An 18,476-nucleotide genomic window follows, 5' to 3' on the forward strand; every position below is an offset into this window, starting at 1 on the left:
GCTTATCTGTTTTGATGGTTATACATGTTATTATTTTCAGGATATCCGGGAAAATCGGGATACTGGTCGTATTCGCCTTCCCTGTGCGCCGAGTAGTCTGCGCTGACGACGAAGGCGGGTTCGGTTTCCCCGAGTTCTTCCGGTATGACCCGCCCGTTGTACGGATTATTATTGTATGCAGGCTGCCCATAGTATAGGGGTTGTCCGTTATTTCCGGGAGAATAATTCCCATTCATATGGCCGTTTGCCTGCTGTCCCACAGCTTGTTGTCCGGTGTTGTAGACAGGCGGGTTAACCTGTTGCCGGATTGGCTGTTGAACAGGTTGCGGTATGGATTGCCGGACAGGTTGTGCCTGGGTAGATTGTACCTGCTGTGCCTGTTGTTGCGGTTGTTGCGGCTCCGGCCCGAACAAACTCCCCTGGTTCATCTTCATCCGTACCGCGTTGATTTTCTCATCAACCGTTTTGAGAGCCTGCGATGCCGCGAAAGTCCGCGCCTGTTTAAGGTTTGCCAATGCTTCCGCATATTTCTGGCCGGATTCGAGTTCTGTTGCCGTTTTCATCAGCTTCTCGAATTTCTCCTTTTTCTCTTTGGCTTCTTTCGTCTCTTTATCTTTCAGCTCTTTGGCAGCTTTGGAGTTTGCCGCCGCTTTATCGGCCTGCTGTTCGAACCGGCTCATATTGGCCAGCAAACCTGCCGCTTTTTGGATCGGCGTGCAAATCGTCGGCAGGAATCCCCTGTCGAGTTCTTCGGGTGTTCCGGTGACGGTCAGCGGCACGATGTGATTTTGCGCCTCATCCTTCAACCCGTTTGTTTTCGGCATGGCCGATACCATTAACAGTCCTTCTTTTTTGCGGATGACCAGCGTGATGTCTACCGCCTGGTTCATCATTTGATTGATTTGGGTAAAAAACATAATTGTAATTTTAAAATGATTATTAATATTAAAGTCTAAAAAAAAGCCATAGCCGGATATGCTTCCACATCCGGCTACGCTTTCTTTAGCTTTTCCATCTTCGTTTTACCTGTAGTCCCTGAATAATTCCGCTATCAGCCTGTTACGGTCGGGATGGTTGATAATCTGCCGTAGCGGTTCCAGCAGCTTACCAACCCTGACGGGGCCGCTGCCGCTCCTTTCAGGCATACCGGTTTTGATTCCGGGAGTTTCTTTTACAGGAACTCTTTGCTGCGGGACGGACATACCAGCATTTATACCGTCAGCCGTGATATTATATACCTGTACATTCTTCTGTGCTTCCATATTTCCTATAATCAGATGATAATGAAACGGATGATGGCAATAAGGATAGCCAGCGCTACCAGGAAGCACACCACTTTGTATATGAAGCGGAAAATACCGGGAAAGAGGACAATGAGTATTGCCGCCCATACCGGGGATACGCCGTGGCGGTATAAATAGCTGAAGCCCAATAAGGCTATGATAAGGACGGCGCCAGCCTTTATCCATTTCTTTGCTGAAGGAAAATTGTTATTTGCATTCATATCTGTTCTTTTTTTATGGGAACTCCTTGTTGTTCCCGGTTCAGGGGCAGGCAAAGCGCAGTGTCCCCACAGGCAAGGCTTTTCGTAAAAATACCGGAGCATAGCGAGGATGATTTTTGCGAAAACCCTTCGGGGCCCGGCCTTGCCTGTGGATAAGGACACGAAGCTACATTTGCCAATGAACCGGGATAACAAGGAGTCTTTTTTCTTCCTTCACTTTTTTACCTTGGCAGCTATAAAAAAAGCACAGTTCAATACGCCCTGTGCTTTTTACCTGTTCCAAAACCGTTCTGCTTACATTTTCTTTTTACGGCTGCACCCGGACGGCTTCACAGCCTTTTTCCGGTCGTTTTTTTCAGTTTTGGGGAAGGAAAAGGTGATGTCGTACTTTTGGTCGAAAACCAGCCTGGCATCGAACGTATCTCCCTTTTTGCCCTTAAAACCCCTGATCAGCTTTGTCGATCCGGTGGATAGCAGCTCCCGGATATGGCTGTCTGAAAGTTCCCTGTTCAGGCATTTCCTGTATATAAGCAAGCCGCATTTTTCGTTGCCGCACTTAGCCTGCCTTGCATGCAGGGTTACTTTTCCTGTCCCGCATTTGGGACAGGGTATCGCATTATCTGACTGCTCCGGGAATCTCAGCGACAACACCTCTGCGGTTATCCGGCGGGTATAGGCCTCTATCGCTTCCATAAAGGTCCCGGGTGCCCCGTCCTTCGTTTCCATATCCGCGAGCGCCTTTTCCCATTGGCCTGTCATTTCCGCATCCGCTATCCGCATATCTTTGACGGCATCATAGATAAAGAGCCCTTTTTGGGTAGGCAGCAGCGATTTGCCGGAGCGTTCGAGGTATTCCCTTTTGAACAGCGTTTCTATGATTGCCGCGCGGGTTGCCGGAGTACCCAATCCCTGCCCTTTCATCGCTTCACGGAGCGCCTCGTCGGAAATGTTCTTTCCCGCGGTCTCCATCGCCGCCAGCAAGGCGGCTTCCGTATATAGCGGCTTAGGCATCGTTTTTTTCCGGGCCAGGCTATACCCGCCCGCCTTCGCGTTTTCTCCCTCTTCAAATTCAGCGGGATTTTCATCCGCGTCCTTTTCGTCTTCTTCCTTGTCCTCCGGGTAATCGAATACGTTCCGCCATCCGCGGGAAAGTACCTTTTGGGAACGGGAACGGAAGAGCAAGCCTTCGAAAGATGCTTCGATAAGGAACGATTCTTTTTCGCACTTTGGGGCAAAAGCTTCCAGCATCCGTCCGGCAATCATGTGGTACACATTCTTTTCCGCGGAGGATAATTCCTGCGGGTAATCCCCGGTTATGATAAGCGCATGGTGGTCGGTTATTTTCCTGTCATCGACGGATCTTGTTTCGGGGTGAAGCGTATCTATTCCTCCCTCAAAATGCCTGAACCTGTCCATACGCAAAACCATGCGTAATAAGGAAGGTATTTCCCGGAACACATCCTCCGGTATATAACGGGAAGATGTTCTCGGATACGAAATAAGCTTCTTCTCATACAGGCTTTGGGCTGTCTCCAGTGTCTTTTCCGCGGAGAGGCCGAGGTGAATGTTGCAATCCTTTTGCAGCGCCGTCAGGTCATATAAAAGGGGTTGTGCCTGGAAGACCGTTTTGCGCTCCACTTTTGTAATCCGTGCCGACGGGCAGGCTTTCAGGCGGGCAAACAGTTTCTCCGCCTCTTCTTTCTCTTTGAAGTCCTCCGTATAACGGAACCGGCGGCGGGCGTCCGCTTTTTCGAGCGTGACATGCAGCTGCCAATAGTCCGAGGGAATGAAGTTCCTGTTTTCCCTGTAACGGGCGCATATCATGGCAAGCACCGGGGTTTGTACCCTGCCGAGTGAATTATTACCCGTCCCGGAAGAAACGGCAAGCGCCATACTCGCGTTTAATCCGATAAGCCAATCGGCTTTCGCCCTGCAATCGGCCGCCATGTACAAGGCATCATAGTCGCTGCCTGCCTTGAGGCTTGCCATTCCTTTGGTTATGGCTTCATCGGTGAGCGAAGAGATCCACAGGCGTTTGAAGGGTTTTGTACATCCCAGGTAACGGTATATGTACTGGAAGATCAAACAACCTTCACGTCCCGCGTCCGTAGCTGCAATAATGCTGTCGCACCGGTCGAATACCTTGCCGATGACACTCAGTTGTTTTGCCGCGGCTTTGTCGGTAACCATCCCTTTGTCTGTCTTTTTGTGGCGGATAACCAGTCGGAACGGGTCCGGCAGGACGGGAAGGCTGGCGGCGGACGTCCTCGAATGCCCGTAGTGTCCGGGAAGGGCGAGCGAAACAAGGTGTCCCAGGGCCCATGTAACCATATACCCGTTTCCGCTCATGTAGCCGTCATGTTTTTCGTTTGCCCCGGCTATACGGGCAATATCCATGCCTACAGAAGGCTTTTCTGTCAATATTGCGATCATAAATTGATTTGTTAATAAGTTTAATGCTGTGTTTTAAAGTTATAACTGATGGTAACAGCTATGCCTGAACGGACAATAAACAGGTCTGTGACCTTAAAAAGAAGCCGTTTCCCGCAGCAGTTTTGGTACTGGCTGGGAAAACGGCGGGTCAGTGAATTGTTAAGCGGCGGGTTGGATGCCGGTGATTTCAAGTAAGGGGGAGTCCCCTTCGCGAACCAGTTGCAGGGTCGCGTCCATGACCACATCGATCCCCAGCAGGACAAGGCTGAGCGGTATCACATTGGTTTTATTGCCGCTCAGCAGCGTGTCAAGTTCGCCCGAGTGTTCCAGGTCGTCCTTCCTGATGCCGATTCCGGAAAGTTCTTCCCAGTTCACATCTTCCGCCTTGAAAGGCGTATTATCGGTTTTTGTTTTCATAAATTTTATTTTATAAATGAATAATGGAAATGCTTATCCTACACTCTTGCCCTGCGACTTTTTCTTGTCCTGCCCCTGGTTCTGTCCCTGATTGACCACATTGCGCTGTGAGGCGTCTTTCTTCCTTTCGGGATTCTCGTTGTAATAATCGAGCCTGCCCTGGTTGAAATTGGCTTTGACGTATTGGGAGAACTGTTTGCCGTCATAGCCTTTCATGCCCTCCACCAGCACGGCTTTGCCGTCCTGTAATTTCCCGCGTTGGGTAGCCGTCAGCGTAACGCCCCAGACCTCCGCCGGGATCTTAAACTCCTGCCGTTCGCTGAATCCGTCCGGTGTCCTGGAGTAGCTTGGGCGTCCTGTCTCAAGGTCAAGTTTGACGAAGGATGAGTATTCTTCCCCTTTGCGGTTGACCATATTTTCGAGGAATACGGGCTTGCCCTGCCTCAACTCTTCCCTGTCCTGTGGGTTAAGAGCCACTCCGTTCAGTTCTTTAGGTACGTAAATCTCCCTGGCTCCTTCGGGTGAATCGGGGTTGTAACGGGTATAGGCGGGACGCCCGCTGGCTTCGTCGAGCTTGACGAACGCCGAGAATTTCTCCCCGTCCTTGCGTACCATATCCTCTACAAAGATCGCCCTGCCGTTATTGAGGTCTTCCGTTTGTTTGGGGGAGAGTTCCACGCCGCCGAGTATCTGGCGGTTGAATACCTTGTCCGTTTCGAACCGGAACTCAATTCCCCTGCGGTCGGCATTGAACTGCACGTGGGCATTGAATTCATTCCCGTTGGCGGCGGTCATTCCTTCCAGGTAAACGGCCTTGCCTTCTTTCAGGTCGTTTTTCTCCTGTTCGGTCAGTTTTACATTCTTGATCTCATCCGGGATGTAGGCATTCTCCACTTTCATCGCCACAATTTCATTGGTCGTCTTATCCAGACTGACAAACGAGGGTGCATATTCGCCCGAGCGGAGCCTGAGTTCTACTACGCGTCCCATATTCCCTGTTTCACGCAGGTTTTTCTTGTCTTCCTCCGAAAAGACATGCCCGAAAAAGGCTTTGTCGAGTTCGGGTTGCTGGCGGATGCCGTGGATGCCGAGCACTACCGGGCCTGCCGCCGATTGCTGGAACGACAGCCTCGCGTCTGTGCGCAGCACTGCCGAACCGAAGTTCATGGTGATGGGTACTGCCTGGTTTGTCTTGTAACCGCGGAGCATCTGCTCAAGGAGCCCTTTTTCCTGGAGGAACTCCTTGGACAGCCCGAAATTTTTTAGCTGCTCCCAGTTGATCATCGCTTCATTGTAGCGTTTTCTTGGCTGCTTATCGTCAGCGGGCGGAGCCTGTTGTTCTTGTCCTTCTGTCTTTTTTGCCATCATCTCATCTTTTTTACTGTTAATACTTTGTTCATTGGCGGTATTTTTCGGCTTTATCTCGTATTTCTTGAGAAATTCAGCCACCGCGTCGGTCTGCTTTCCTTCGGCGAGGTCTTTGATCGCCTGCTTGTTCTCCGGCTTCTCCATCTCTTTCTGTTTCATGCTGAGAATCCCGAAACGGGCAGGGTCTTTCAGCTGGCTCCAAAAATTCTTAAAGAAGTTTTCCACGATATTGGAATACTTGTCTACCTTCAGGAAAGAGTTCCCGTGCTTTTTGTCGGCAGGCACGGTTTCGTATTTCCCGTCCTTGCCGAGTTTGGAGACTGCCTGCAACAGCAGTTCCATCTTATCGAGAATGAGGATAATGTCGCTCAACTGCTCATTCTCCCGGATTGGTTGTTTGGGGGTGTCGCCCCGGATGTTTCCTTCCGCCATATTTTTTGTTTTTTGACTGGTGAATAAATAAGTTTATCGTTTCAAAAATAAGCGGGATTATTATGTAAATCGTTAGTTTGCAATAAACTGGCTAATTGTTTCATCGGATGTCGTCTTGTTTCACCGTTTGGGAAAGAGGATGGTAAACGTCTCCGCGATGGCATATAGTTTGTTTGGATAAGTGCTTCTACCTTTGCATAAACAATTAAAAAATGAAACCATCTTCAAAAGGACTTCCGAACTTCAGTTTGAATTTTTCTTCCATGATGAAATTGATTTAATTATTCCGCATTACTATTAATGTAGAACGGAAGCATGCATAAGTAACTGAATAATAGTGGCATTTGTAGTGGATGGCAATTTGTGATACCGATTTGGACACATGTGGTGTTGAAGTATGGAGTGGATAGAAATGAAAAACCGCCCGGAGGCGGTTAATGTGAATTATGTATTGGTAGTATTTTTTAAATTTGTTCACGCTTGGTATATACGTACTGATTTAAATCATCTTTACTAATATCTTCCCGCTTTACGGTATAGTGTTTTAATACTTTACGTATTCTACGGTTTTTAGTCAATTCATTTATATTGGTAAATTTATTCTTTTCAATTATTTTTTTTGCTTCGACTAATTCATCTTCATTCAAAGCAGTAAACTCATTCCACCATTGTTCTGTATCGCCTCTACCTTCAAACAAAAAACGATATAAGATATATGGTTCAGGCATATAAAGAATCTTTTCAAATTCTTCTTCATCTTTACCAAAAGCCTTCTCAAAAAAACTTTGACCTTTTCCTATTTTGCCTTTTGTTGCATTCAAAACTGCCTGTACGGCTCGTATAAACTTTCTGTTCCAATGTTTACCCAAATAATCCCGATTGAATCTATCGGGGCCTGTGATGGGATGGAACTTCATTGGAAAAGAGTAGATATTTATACCTAAACCATCACATAAACTTACGTTAATTTTCAATCTTCTGTACAATTCGACAGGATGGTCTTTTTCATTATAAAGTAGATAATTTGAAAGATGGTTAATGCCATGTTCAGCAGCTAATTTAACAGCATTCGTATATTGTTTCTCCCACTTCATACTGTCAAAGGCAATACGTAAAGGATGTATTGGTATTTCACTAAGTAGTTTGATATTATCTTCATTGATTAAACGAGCATCGACACCCTGATTGAAATCAACATAACGAAGGCGTGGCAATCGTTTATTATGCTTTTGATACAACTCTGAAATAAGTGAGGCCAGTTCTAAAAGTTTTTCTTTAGTTACATTATCAAAATGTAATAAATTATGCTCTTCTAACAAATTGTAGAAATTTTGCTGGGTTTCTCCTCGTAACTTTTTAAGCAATTCAGAAATCAATTCAAATGTTCGCCTAATATAAGCCCTATCATTTATTCCATCCGACAAATTCTTTACAGCAATATCAAACTGATTAGGTTCAATATAGGTTGCCCCTTTTACAAAGCCTGCTTTTTTGATGTCGTTTATAATTTGGGGAAAACGCTCTGAAGCCAGAACATTATTGTCAAGTAATAAAAGATTACGCTTCTCTCCGTATTTTTCTGTTGTTTCTTTTATTCGTTCTGTAATGGAAATGTACTCACAATAGTTAGGTTCCAGTGTTGGAACAGCACAAAAACTACATTTACGAATACATCCACGTGTCATATAGCCATAATATGCTCCATTTTCAGGATATTTGTACTCTGTTTCTTCTAAAATAGAGTAATCTAAAGGCAATGTATCTATGATAATTTGATTTTTATCAAGTATTCCCGGCTTATCTAATAAACCTCTATGAGGAATGATATTGGTGGCTTTAACAACATCGTCAAACAAGACGGTGGCAGTAACGCCACCAACTTTCAGTTCTTTCACATTCTTGACCAACTTTTTCGCAAAGTTAATCGTGTCAATAGTAATTTTCCAATAGAATGTAAATAGTGAAGTAACATATATTCTATCGTACAAAGGCTCTTTTTCATATTGCTTTTTCCAATAAATTTTTTTATAGTCATCAAGGCAACCTATGATTAAAAATTCGTATTTGGAATTTTCTAAACAGAGAGCTTCAACATACACAGATTGCTTTGTTCTTATGTATTGGGTAATATTATCGCGTTTTTCTCGCCATGTTATAGTATGATCTATCTTATGCAATTTATCAATACATAAGTCTGTAATATCTCTCAATACTAAATCTTGCATATTGCCTTTGAAGAAAGTAACATTATCACCCAACATTCGGTGATATGTTGCTATCTTCATTAACCCAATAGGTGGATATTTATTTTTATAATTAGGCTCTATTAAGAGTATATTTCGTTTCATTTTCGTAAGTCCTCGTCGATCTTATCAATCAGGTTTTTTGCTAGTTCCTTTGATAACACATTGTCTATCACGGTAAAGATTCTCGAAAGCATTTTGCGTTCACTTTTTGGTAGCCATGTGTATTTATCAGTAACAAAATTCCCCTTCTCCTTTTTAGGTTCAACTGATATTTGTTCTGGATTGACGTTTTCAGTAGTAACAACTCTTTCAAAAATTTTTGCAGCAGGAGTGTCCGCTTGGATAGTTTTTAGTTTTATTCTTTCTAACTTTTTCTTTGCTTCTTCTGCTTTCTTCTTTTTTGCTTCAAATTCCCCGTAAATCTTTTGACGGTCTTCCTTATTATTAAAGCCTTGTTCTTCTTTCTCTGTAACGGTTTTTTCAAAATCCACCAATGCTTGTACATCTCTATTTGCACTTCTCATTGTGGAAGCATCTTGGTAAAGTCGATATAGCTCTTTTGAAAAAAAGTCACTTAAATGCTGTTCAAACTTATGGCAAGTAGTATTTTCCCCAAAATAGTCCCGTCTGGAATTGGGTAATAAATTAGGGTGAATAGCAAAGATTTCTCCCAAAAAGTAGAAATTTCCTCTTTTGGCTTCTCGATGTAACTTTGATAAAGTTGTGTTATCGCCAATTTGAATATTGTTCTTTCTTAGCCTTAGACCTGCTGCCAGATTTGCATCATCATCAATAACTCCGACATAATTTGAAATCCCATACCATCCCCAATACAATAACTCATTTTTTTCTTCACACTTAAAAAAACTCAATTCAAAAATATCATCTACTCGTTCTTTATTGCCATTTCTTCCTTTATAAATAGTAGTGGTATAGCCTTTATGTAATAAGTCACGATTCAGATATATTTTATACTCATCAAGGTCAAGATTATTTTCTCTTATGAACTCATAAATTTTTTGCCTGAAAATGAATCCTGTCGGATATCCAATAGGGGCAACCATTTTTAAATAATCCTCAACAGATTTTTTGTCTAAAAGCATATCATTTGTAACACCTTCCAGTATTACTCTGAAATAATGCTTGTCAGAACCTTCTTTTTCCTTTTCAAGTTTGGTGACTTTTTGAATTACCTCACCGGCATCTTCTTTGGAATGACGGTCATTTATAATTTCTTTTAGCAGATGTGCATCCCAAGTCATTATTGATTTAGTAGTCTCTTCTTTGAATGAGGTTTCAAAAATTAATTTTTCGCAATAGCCTAATCCTCCTAAACGTCCAATTCCGCGAAATCCCTTATCTTTTCCTCGTTCTTTTGTTGATTTTGCTATATTTTGAAGTATGGGAATAACATTTTTTTCTGCGATTCCTGTTGCATTATCATAAATTTCAATACGTCGGTTTACATCATCAATGGTAATGTGTATTTCTTCTTCGCTCTTATCCATTAATCCCTGTTCTACCGCTTTGTCAATCTGGTCGGCAGAGTTTTGTATATACTCACGATAAATAAACCGCGAATCTTCATACATTCCTAATGTAAGGGATTCGATAACGTCTTTCCCAATAACTGGTGTTGCCTTATCCATGAAACTACTTATATTTATGTATTGGTTTGGGGAACTTGATATTTAAAAGTGAGCGGAATATCGGATTTTGCAAAATATATTCACCTTGTTTTAAACGAGTGAGCATTGATTTATAAACCGATGGAACAAACTGAAAATCACCTTTGGAAATTTCAATTACATTGGTTCTTCCATATGCAAGTGTCGCACAGTTCCCTTTTACCCGTTTATGGATGTCGCTGATGAACTGTTCTGCTCCGAATAAAATTATACCCAAGGAACGTCCCCTTTCTGTTATATCAAGTAATTGTTTCAAAATAGGTGAATTTTTAGGTATCTCACTGGAAGCATACTTATTTAATTCATCAATGAAAATAACTATTTTCGAAGGAATTTCCGCTTCTTTCTTATCAGTCGCTCCTAATTTCAGGTCATAAATGGCACGCATCACATCCCCGAAAACAAAGCCTTGTGTTTCTTCATCCAGTTTGGCAATATCAATTACAAATACGTCATTCTTCTTTATTTCCTGAATTTGCTCTTTCAATCGAACTTCATGCTGGTCACAACAGCGGTTAGCAAAAAGAGATTTATTCTTTTCGTATGATTTGTTGAATAGTCGATAAAATTTGCGCCAACTCAATACGGTTATTTCTTTACCGCTGCTATCCTTGTTTCCAGTTTGAGTATGCTCGTAAAGCGTTCTTTTCAAATCTTCCCAAGATGTAATTCCATTGAATTTACCCTGACCGGTTGATATATAATTCACAATGGATTCCATTGTTTCATTTGGGTCATCAACATTAGCAAATAATAAGTCAATGCTATCCCTATCATCTTCAAATACGTATTTGTATTGGAATGCACACCCTCTCTTTATTTGGTTCTCAACATCTACTACTGCTGCGTAAGTTGTAGGGGCAATTTCCTTTGAGTAAGGATAGAAGTATTTCACATTGTCAAACGGTTTCTTTTCCAGTCCCAACAGTTTATATATAGGAGCAATTTCTTCCACTTCTTTTTTATCTGTATTCAATTCATCAATAGACAACAAATCGTGTCCTTTTACATTAAGTAGAACAAATGCAACGGATTCATCCTTTCCCGAATTTAAAACTGTATCTTGAATGGATTTCATCAGAAACATAGCATACGAGGTCTTCGCTGCCAAACCGGATATACCGGATATATTCAGATGAGCACCTTCGGGGCCGATTAAGAAATGTGAATTGAAATGAACCGGAATAGTTTTTTTGTTTTCTCCTTCATACATTTCAATATATCCCGCTGGTAATGGATTCTTTACATCTGACAAACCTAAAGCCTCTTTTATCTGGATTTCGTCTGCCAATAATACAGGTGAGCCATCAAGTACGGGAGTATAAATATTATTAGTATTTCCAACAACACGACATTTTACATAATTCATACCTATTCGTTCGGTAAGAGGCTCATGTTGAACATCGCCAAAATCATTAGAAATAAAACCTGCCAAATAACTTGGTGCATCGGTTATGTGTGATATTTCTTCGATAACGCCATACGTTATTGTATTTTCAATGTGTTTTACTACAACTACATCGAAAGGCTTTAATTGGCATTTTTTATCCGTCCAAAAATAGAAATCATCTATTGTTGTAGGATTTTTCTCTGTGGCAACAACTTTCCCTATTAATGTCATATCTTAGAATAGATTTAAAAGATGTAAATCACTTATGTACTGACTTTTTATGTATTTTTCCGTAAGGTAAATCGGATATAAGTGATTTGCCCAACGATTATCGCTTCCATAGCAAACGGGATTCCGTTCATTAATAATATTTGCCGTAATTGCATCTATTTCGTCTGTCTCCAAGCCATTTTTACTTTCTGAGCCTGTCATCAGCATCTTCTCTACCTTTAATATTCCTGAAAATGGAGTATTGGTATATTTGGTATCACGAATACGAACATACCAAATAGCAAATTTCACATCACCAAACTGGGTTCCTGGCTCATACATAAATGCCGGTGTTCGATGATATAGATCTAAATGAGCAATGGTGCTGGCATTACTTTTGTTATTTTTATCTTTAAGCAATTCAGGATTAAATTGTTTTGAAACACCAATAACGCATCGATAGTTATTTCGGATTTTAGAGATTTCTCTATAATCTCCTGTTTTCATTGGTTTGTACTGCAACGAGCCATCTTTAATGAGATAACTACATTCATTCAGTAGATTTTTAGCAGTCAGTTGTGAAACGATTTTTTTTTCACATTCAATCATTTCGTCCTGAATCTTTGCAATCCCTCTGTTCTCAAAAGTTTCACCTTCCTGCAATCCTTTTGAAATGTATGGTAAGATTTTTGAAAATTTTAAATTATATTTTGTCAGACTTGATATTTGATTAATCTTTTCAGCAAGAGAGTTAAAAAATAACTCAGGCTTGTAACCATCTGCGTGAGCATAGTCGGGTAGGGATAAAACAAGATTGTGTTCAAGTGCGGTTTTACAAAATGTTGATTTATCAATACGTTGACAACAACCCACTCCAATTTGCCCTGCTACAATTGGAAATATTTTTTTCTGATATTCAATATCATCTACTTTATAGGTTCTTCGAGAGCCATCAAGAAAAAAATTAAATAGAGGCGTGCTTCCTTCGATTTGTTTGGCTCGTTTGGTCATATCTCTCGTATTTGGCGAGTGGTCTGTTTCCCCGTATTCTTTCAAACTGATTTTCTCTCCGGGCTTGTCTTCATATGCAATTGAAGGTACTGCTACTCCATCGTGGCAAAATTTAAACGATGTGTAGCATTTTCCATTGGTTTCTTTTGCAATGAACGACAGGATTTTATCCATATCTAAACTCCTCTTATTTTCATATAAGTTATCTGATCCAAACGCCCATAAATAAGGCAGTGCGAAATTACTAATAAAATTTGATCTTCACAAACGTAAGCTATTGTATATTACGCTTGAAACAAATCTGTTAATGATATTTATCCGCTCCAACTCGTCGGCGACAATTTGCTTGGATTCAACTTTGATTCGGTCGTAATTCTCTTTTATCATTTCTTTCATTCGATGAACGCCTTGCTCATCTATAAAATTGGAGATAACGGGCATTTTCTTGTAGTCTAAAGTTTCGGCGGCTACCCGCTCGTTATCAGCAACAATCTCACAATGGAAAATCTTCTGCTCTATCCGCTCATCTAAATTATCGGCGACTGCCCCGACAAACAACCCCTGAATCAGGTTGAAAATTTTGATGGGGATATCAGGCTGTCCAGTCCTTTGAAGTAAATATCAATCACTTCGATATGGATGTTCCACTCTTTAATTACGCTGCAGAAAAACTAATAAATGCTTTTCACGATAAACAGGATACTTTAATGCTTACATAAAGTTCATAGCTTTTGTCCGACCTCTCAAATCTTCTTCTTGCATAATCAATTTGTTTTTAGTTGTTTGACAATGGATTGAAAATGCGAAAGTAGGAAGATGAAAACGTCCCGAAATCATACTTTCGGGGCGTGGCAGCTTGTAGCAGTTATCACAATGAAAATTAGCCAAGAATACTATAAATACCTTATCTTTGCAAATGTGTTAAAGTTTAGTGAATAATCAACCATGTTATAAGCATCAATAAAACTATGTATATAGAAAAATTCATCATAAAAAATTTCAGAGGAATTGCCGATTTAACCCTTTATTTTTGCAAAGGGCTAAATGTGTTAATCGGAGAGAATAACTCCAGTAAGACGGCTATTATTGATGCTTTGCGCATTTGTTTAAGTTATGGTAATCAGAAAAGGGACATTTATGTTTCGCATTCTGATTTTCATATAGACAAATCTGCCATAAACGATGCTTTAAATGATATAGAATTTCATCTGCATTTTAAGATAGAAGACCCGGCAGAAGCAGGCTGGTTCAACGACTTGTTGAGCGTTCAGGAAGATGGGACGCAGGATTTGCAATTACATTTTCGATATTATCTTGATGAAGATGAAAGAATCAGATACAAGGTATGGGGAGGAACAAATGAAGGACAGGCGATTGCACCGGAAGTTTTATTCCTCTTGTATCATGTTCATTTGGACGCATTGAGAGATGCGGAAAACCATTTGCGACCGATACGGGGGAATCGTTTGGGACAACTATATGCGAATATTCAAATCGACCCTAACACTGAAACCGATAAAGAAAAGAAAAAAGAGATTGCCAAAAAGGTTCGTGAAGCGGTCGATGGAGATGATGATTGGACGCAGCACATTGGTAAAGGAAAGGAAAAAATAAATGAACATTTGAGGGAAACGAGTTTTAGCAGCAAACAACAGCAAATTGAAATTCTATTTCTCCCATTTGATTTTAACCGTTTGGTAGATAATTTGAAAATTCAAATGCCTATCTATTCGGACGATTTACTTGCAGGAGATACGTCAAAACAAAGGCATTTTGAACTCTATCAAAATGGTCTTGGCTATAACAACCTTATCTACACAGCTACCGTCTTAGGAGACTTAAAGCAAAGGAAGGAATTAAATAAAGAATGCTACGCTGCTTTACTCATAGAAGAACCCGAAGCCCACTTACACCCGCAACTTCAAAATCTTTTCTTTAAATATCTGGATAAACTTGATACGGAACAAGGGTTTCAGATATTCATATCATCACATTCACCAACAATCACGGCAAAGTCAGATTTAAAATCCGTTGTGGTTTTACAGAATCAGGACAACAAAGTCTCAGCTCTTTCTCTTGATAAATCAGGCTTGTCAGGAGATAATCGAAAATATCTGCATAAATTCTTAGATGTTACGAAGTCCCAGCTATTCTTTTCTAATGGAGTAATTTTGGTTGAGGGTATTTCCGAATCATTGCTACTACCCATATTCAGTAAAATTATGGGGGAAGGTGGAAAATATGATATAGAAAATGTAGGAATTGAATTGGTAAACTTGAATGGAGTTGCATTTTCTCATTTCGCCAATATGTTTAACAATGATAATGATGAGAAGAATTTGAAGACCAGATGTTCACTTGTTACCGATGATGATAGAGCGGATGAATCGGACGAAATTGCATCAAGAGCAAAGACTGCCTGTGAACTTGAACGAAAGAATTTGAAAGTCTTTTTAGCAGAACGAACATTTGAATTTGAACTTTTCATCGCTGGGAATAAGGACATTTTAATAGAAATATTCAGGGAAATGCACCCTGTTGCTGCGGGTAGAATTACCGAAGATACTGACGTAAAAGTTTATGCAGCAAATTTTTTGGAAAAAGTTATTTCAAACAAAGCAAAATCGGAATTGGCGCACAGGTTGGCTGTAAAATTGGCTTCGGATGAAAATGCGAGAAATGCGTTTGTTGTACCTGCATATCTCCAAAATGCTATAAGGTATGCCACGAAAGGAGAATAATTGAATGTTTAGAACGCTATCTGATAGTCAACGGGAAATCGTCTTCAACAAATCAGGAAAGTTTATAGTAAGAGCTTGTCCGGGTAGTGGTAAAACTTATTGTGTGGGAGCTCGATTAGCTCGACTAATCCATGATTGGGAAAAGAAGAATGAGGGAATAGCCATACTTTCCTTTACTAATGTTGCATGGCAAGAAATAGAAAAAAAATGTAGCGAGAAATTTAATATCGAAAAAATTACTTATCCTCATTTTCTTGGAACTATCGACAGTTTTGTAAATAAATATATTTTTCTTCCTTTTGGGCATTTAGTTTTAGGCTGTAAGGGTAGGCCAACTTTGGTTGGTGAGCCTCATGGAACTTGGAGTGGAAAAGACTTTAGCAGTGCGCTATTTGATAATATAAGTTATGCAATTGATGGTAGCATGTATGCCATTCAAGCTGCAAAAATGAATGCCAATTGGCAGCAAAACAACTATATTACTGGTGCAAAAAAGCGTTATAACAAAGCGGGATATGCTACACAAAATGATGCAAATTTCTTTGCCATGAAACTTCTTGAAAAATATCCTCAAATCGCTAAAGCAATTGCTAATAGATTTCCTTATTTGATAGTGGATGAAGCCCAAGATACATCCGATATTCAGATGAGAATAATAGATATGCTCATAGAAAACGGATTAAGTGAAGTAATGCTTGTTGGCGACCCAGACCAAGCTATTTTTGAATGGAACGATGCAAGACCGGAATTACTTACTCAAAAATATGATGAATGGGAGAATTCTATTGTGCTGAATGAAAACAGAAGAAGCTCTCAGAATATCTGTGATTTTACCTTTGGAATTTCCTCTTTAAACGGAACGTCTGTTTCCGTAAACGAGCAAGTCCGGGAATTTACCCATCAACCTAAAGTTATTACATACAGCAATAATTTACCTCAAATTGTATCTGAATTTATTGCGGAATGCCAACAACATGGAATTAATGTTTCGAAAGAATCAACTGCAATAATCTATCGAAGTAAAAATATCATTAATGAAGTTCTTAGTATTCCTGAAATCGCTTTTGGCACTAATGTTTGGATAGATAGCCATACGCGAGAATTTGCAAGAGGAAAGTTCTTATACGATAACGGTCGTTTTAAAGATGGATTTAAAATAATAGAAAGAATTTTATTGAAGACCCTGAATGCACTATCTTATTGTTCAGAGGATGATATTAATGATGCTATTGCCCAAATGGGATTTATTGCCTATAAAAGTCAAATCCAGACTTTCATAAACTTGCTCCCTCAAACAAATATTTCTATTGGAGAATGGGTTGTCTCAACAAATAAAATTCTTAAAGAAAATAGTTGTGGTTTTGAACTGCATGTTCATAAAGACGGCCTGCGTTTTTCTTTTCCTCAATTATTCTTAAACGAAGACAAACAGATTATTGAGCAAAATTATAGATATGGAACAGTACATAGTGTAAAAGGAGAAACATTTGAAGCTGTTCTTCTAATATTAAAAACTAAGGGCATTGGTAGTGCATATAAAACATTACTCAATAAAAATATATCTATTTCGACGAGTGAAGAATTAAGAATCGCATATGTTGGCATGACTCGGCCAAGCAAAATCTTAGTTATTGCTGTCCCAAATGAGGAAAATAAAAGTGCTTGGGAAAATAGATTGGTCCGCAATTAATCGTTTCTATACTTGTTTCCCAAACCTCCGTTTTTCTTTCGCGTAGACATAGGCTGGTTATTGTCGATCCTTCAGAGGGAAGTTCCGCACTAATTGAGGCTATCTCCACAACGGCTCCTGCTGCCAACCGGCGGTGAATCCCATCGCGTTAATATCCACACCGGGATACTTACTCAGCAAATCAACTAATTTTTCCCTGAAAGTATTGTGGGGAGAAACAGAGAATAACAAATACCGTATCATACAAAGCCGGAAATATACACGTTGCACATCAACGGTTGAAGGATTGTTGAGCCAAAGGAATTGAGTGTTTTGCGGCAAGGATGTCCGAAGTGGCAAAACCCTGTTCCAAAGGCGGCTATGATGGCAACACATATTTCTTAATCCACCGATGGTCATTATCCATGATTCAAAGGCTTGCGGTTGCATTCCGAATTGCCTGGCTATTTTCTTTTTTAATCCGGCATCATTCAGGTTTTTATAAATCCGGCAAATATTACCTAAAGGTAGTATTTCGGCAAGCATCCATGCCGGAGGATATACATCGGAATACGTATTTTTGAAATGTTCGATGAAATCTTCTTTACTTTTAAGTAATTCTGAATCTATTTCGGCTATTGAACTGTTAAAATAGTTCTGATTGTAAAAATACCGGTTTTGTGTTATCCAAAAAGTATCATTGAAATGCCGGCAAGCCGTATTTACCATAATGCTTCTAACGGCGACTTCAATTTTTTCAATTTCGTTAAATACTAACAGGCGGAGTTTCCGGTCAAAACGATATAAGTTCAAAACTTGCTCAAATGTGGAACCTGTTTTATAGTTATGAGCCGTTTTAGGAAGTTGGAGCAAGGGATAAAAATAAGCGCTTAACCGGAAATAACCAATATTGGTAAGGTAGTTCCGGGCTTTAGGTTCATCGTTGATTGTCAATCCCCTTGTTCTCAAAAGAGAAACTAAATCAGGAACATCCTGATAGTGCTTAGCATATGGTATAGTCATAAATAAAAATAAAACGACCCGCCGATTTGAGCATTGTTAAGAGGCTTGGCGGGTTCTATTGCTACAAAAGTAATCATAAAAGCTCAAAAAACAACTATTATGCGAATATTTTTCAAAATTAAAGCGTTTTGGTGATTTATGCCAGCTTCCTGTATAATAACAACAAAACCTATTCCAAATGAACTATATTTAAAGTACCTTGATCTTCTGAAGGCTGAGTTGAATGAAAATATTTACCAAAAATTTACGAATTTCTGCGTTTGCTTAACTTAATTGTGGTCTACAAAGAGGAGACAAGCTAAAAAAGACTGAAGTTGAGAAAAAAGAGAAAGCCTGCCGGAGTA

At 40.2% G+C, this 18,476-nt stretch carries 14 protein-coding genes; 2 read left to right on the top strand and 12 right to left on the bottom strand.

The window, feature by feature from the left end; genetic code table 11:
- Positions 1-2: 2 nt before the first annotated feature.
- The 11 genes from ACYQ3L_RS05740 to ACYQ3L_RS05790 all read right to left on the bottom strand — a co-directional run bounded on the left by ACYQ3L_RS05740 (position 3) and on the right by ACYQ3L_RS05790 (position 13,257).
- Positions 3-917: a PRTRC system protein E gene (locus ACYQ3L_RS05740; RefSeq protein ID WP_380001496.1), complete on the bottom strand. Its 915-nt coding sequence runs from the start codon at positions 915-917 to the stop codon at positions 3-5.
- Between the two features lie 105 nt (positions 918-1,022).
- The gene (locus tag ACYQ3L_RS05745) at positions 1,023-1,262 is read right to left on the bottom strand and encodes a hypothetical protein (protein WP_380001494.1); all 240 of its coding nucleotides are present in this window, start codon (positions 1,260-1,262) and stop codon (positions 1,023-1,025) included.
- Between the two features lie 11 nt (positions 1,263-1,273).
- A complete protein-coding gene (locus ACYQ3L_RS05750) occupies positions 1,274-1,504 on the bottom strand; it encodes a hypothetical protein (protein WP_380001492.1) in 231 nt (76 codons plus the stop codon).
- A gap of 294 nt (positions 1,505-1,798) precedes the next feature.
- The gene (locus tag ACYQ3L_RS05755; RefSeq protein ID WP_380001490.1) at positions 1,799-3,937 is read right to left on the bottom strand and encodes a type IA DNA topoisomerase; all 2,139 of its coding nucleotides are present in this window, start codon (positions 3,935-3,937) and stop codon (positions 1,799-1,801) included.
- Between the two features lie 159 nt (positions 3,938-4,096).
- The gene (locus ACYQ3L_RS05760) at positions 4,097-4,354 is read right to left on the bottom strand and encodes a DUF4099 domain-containing protein (protein ID WP_380001488.1); all 258 of its coding nucleotides are present in this window, start codon (positions 4,352-4,354) and stop codon (positions 4,097-4,099) included.
- A 33-nt stretch (positions 4,355-4,387) separates the two neighbouring features.
- A complete protein-coding gene (locus tag ACYQ3L_RS05765; RefSeq protein WP_380001486.1) occupies positions 4,388-6,154 on the bottom strand; it encodes a DUF3945 domain-containing protein in 1,767 nt (588 codons plus the stop codon).
- Between the two features lie 464 nt (positions 6,155-6,618).
- Complete coding sequence (locus tag ACYQ3L_RS05770) at positions 6,619-8,502, bottom strand: radical SAM protein (protein ID WP_380001485.1); 1,884 nt, start codon at positions 8,500-8,502, stop codon at positions 6,619-6,621.
- Positions 8,499-10,049, bottom strand: coding sequence for an ATP-binding protein (locus tag ACYQ3L_RS05775; RefSeq protein WP_380001483.1), 1,551 nt, complete (start codon positions 10,047-10,049; stop codon positions 8,499-8,501). Before ACYQ3L_RS05775 ends, ACYQ3L_RS05770 begins: the two co-directional genes overlap by 4 nt.
- Before the next feature lie 4 nt (positions 10,050-10,053).
- Complete coding sequence (locus ACYQ3L_RS05780) at positions 10,054-11,709, bottom strand: ATP-binding protein (protein ID WP_380001481.1); 1,656 nt, start codon at positions 11,707-11,709, stop codon at positions 10,054-10,056.
- Between the two features lie 3 nt (positions 11,710-11,712).
- Positions 11,713-12,873, bottom strand: coding sequence for a hypothetical protein (locus ACYQ3L_RS05785; RefSeq protein ID WP_380001479.1), 1,161 nt, complete (start codon positions 12,871-12,873; stop codon positions 11,713-11,715).
- An 87-nt stretch (positions 12,874-12,960) separates the two neighbouring features.
- Positions 12,961-13,257 carry a hypothetical protein gene (locus tag ACYQ3L_RS05790; protein WP_380001477.1) on the bottom strand — a complete coding sequence of 99 codons (297 nt, stop codon included), beginning with the start codon at positions 13,255-13,257 and terminating at the stop codon, positions 12,961-12,963.
- Positions 13,258-13,667: 410 nt separating this feature from the next.
- On the opposite strand from ACYQ3L_RS05790, the gene ACYQ3L_RS05795 reads away from it, so the two are divergent.
- Positions 13,668-15,440: an ATP-dependent nuclease gene (locus ACYQ3L_RS05795; protein ID WP_380001475.1), complete on the top strand. Its 1,773-nt coding sequence runs from the start codon at positions 13,668-13,670 to the stop codon at positions 15,438-15,440.
- A 4-nt stretch (positions 15,441-15,444) separates the two neighbouring features.
- Complete coding sequence (locus ACYQ3L_RS05800; RefSeq protein ID WP_380001473.1) at positions 15,445-17,130, top strand: UvrD-helicase domain-containing protein; 1,686 nt, start codon at positions 15,445-15,447, stop codon at positions 17,128-17,130.
- Between the two features lie 99 nt (positions 17,131-17,229).
- Here the strand turns inward: ACYQ3L_RS05800 and ACYQ3L_RS05805 are convergent, their stop codons facing one another.
- Entirely contained in the window at positions 17,230-18,132 is a 903-nt protein-coding gene (locus ACYQ3L_RS05805) for an Abi family protein (RefSeq protein ID WP_380001471.1), read from the bottom strand.
- Positions 18,133-18,476: the final 344 nt, after the last annotated feature.

It is taken from the genome of Dysgonomonas termitidis (assembly GCF_054657735.1).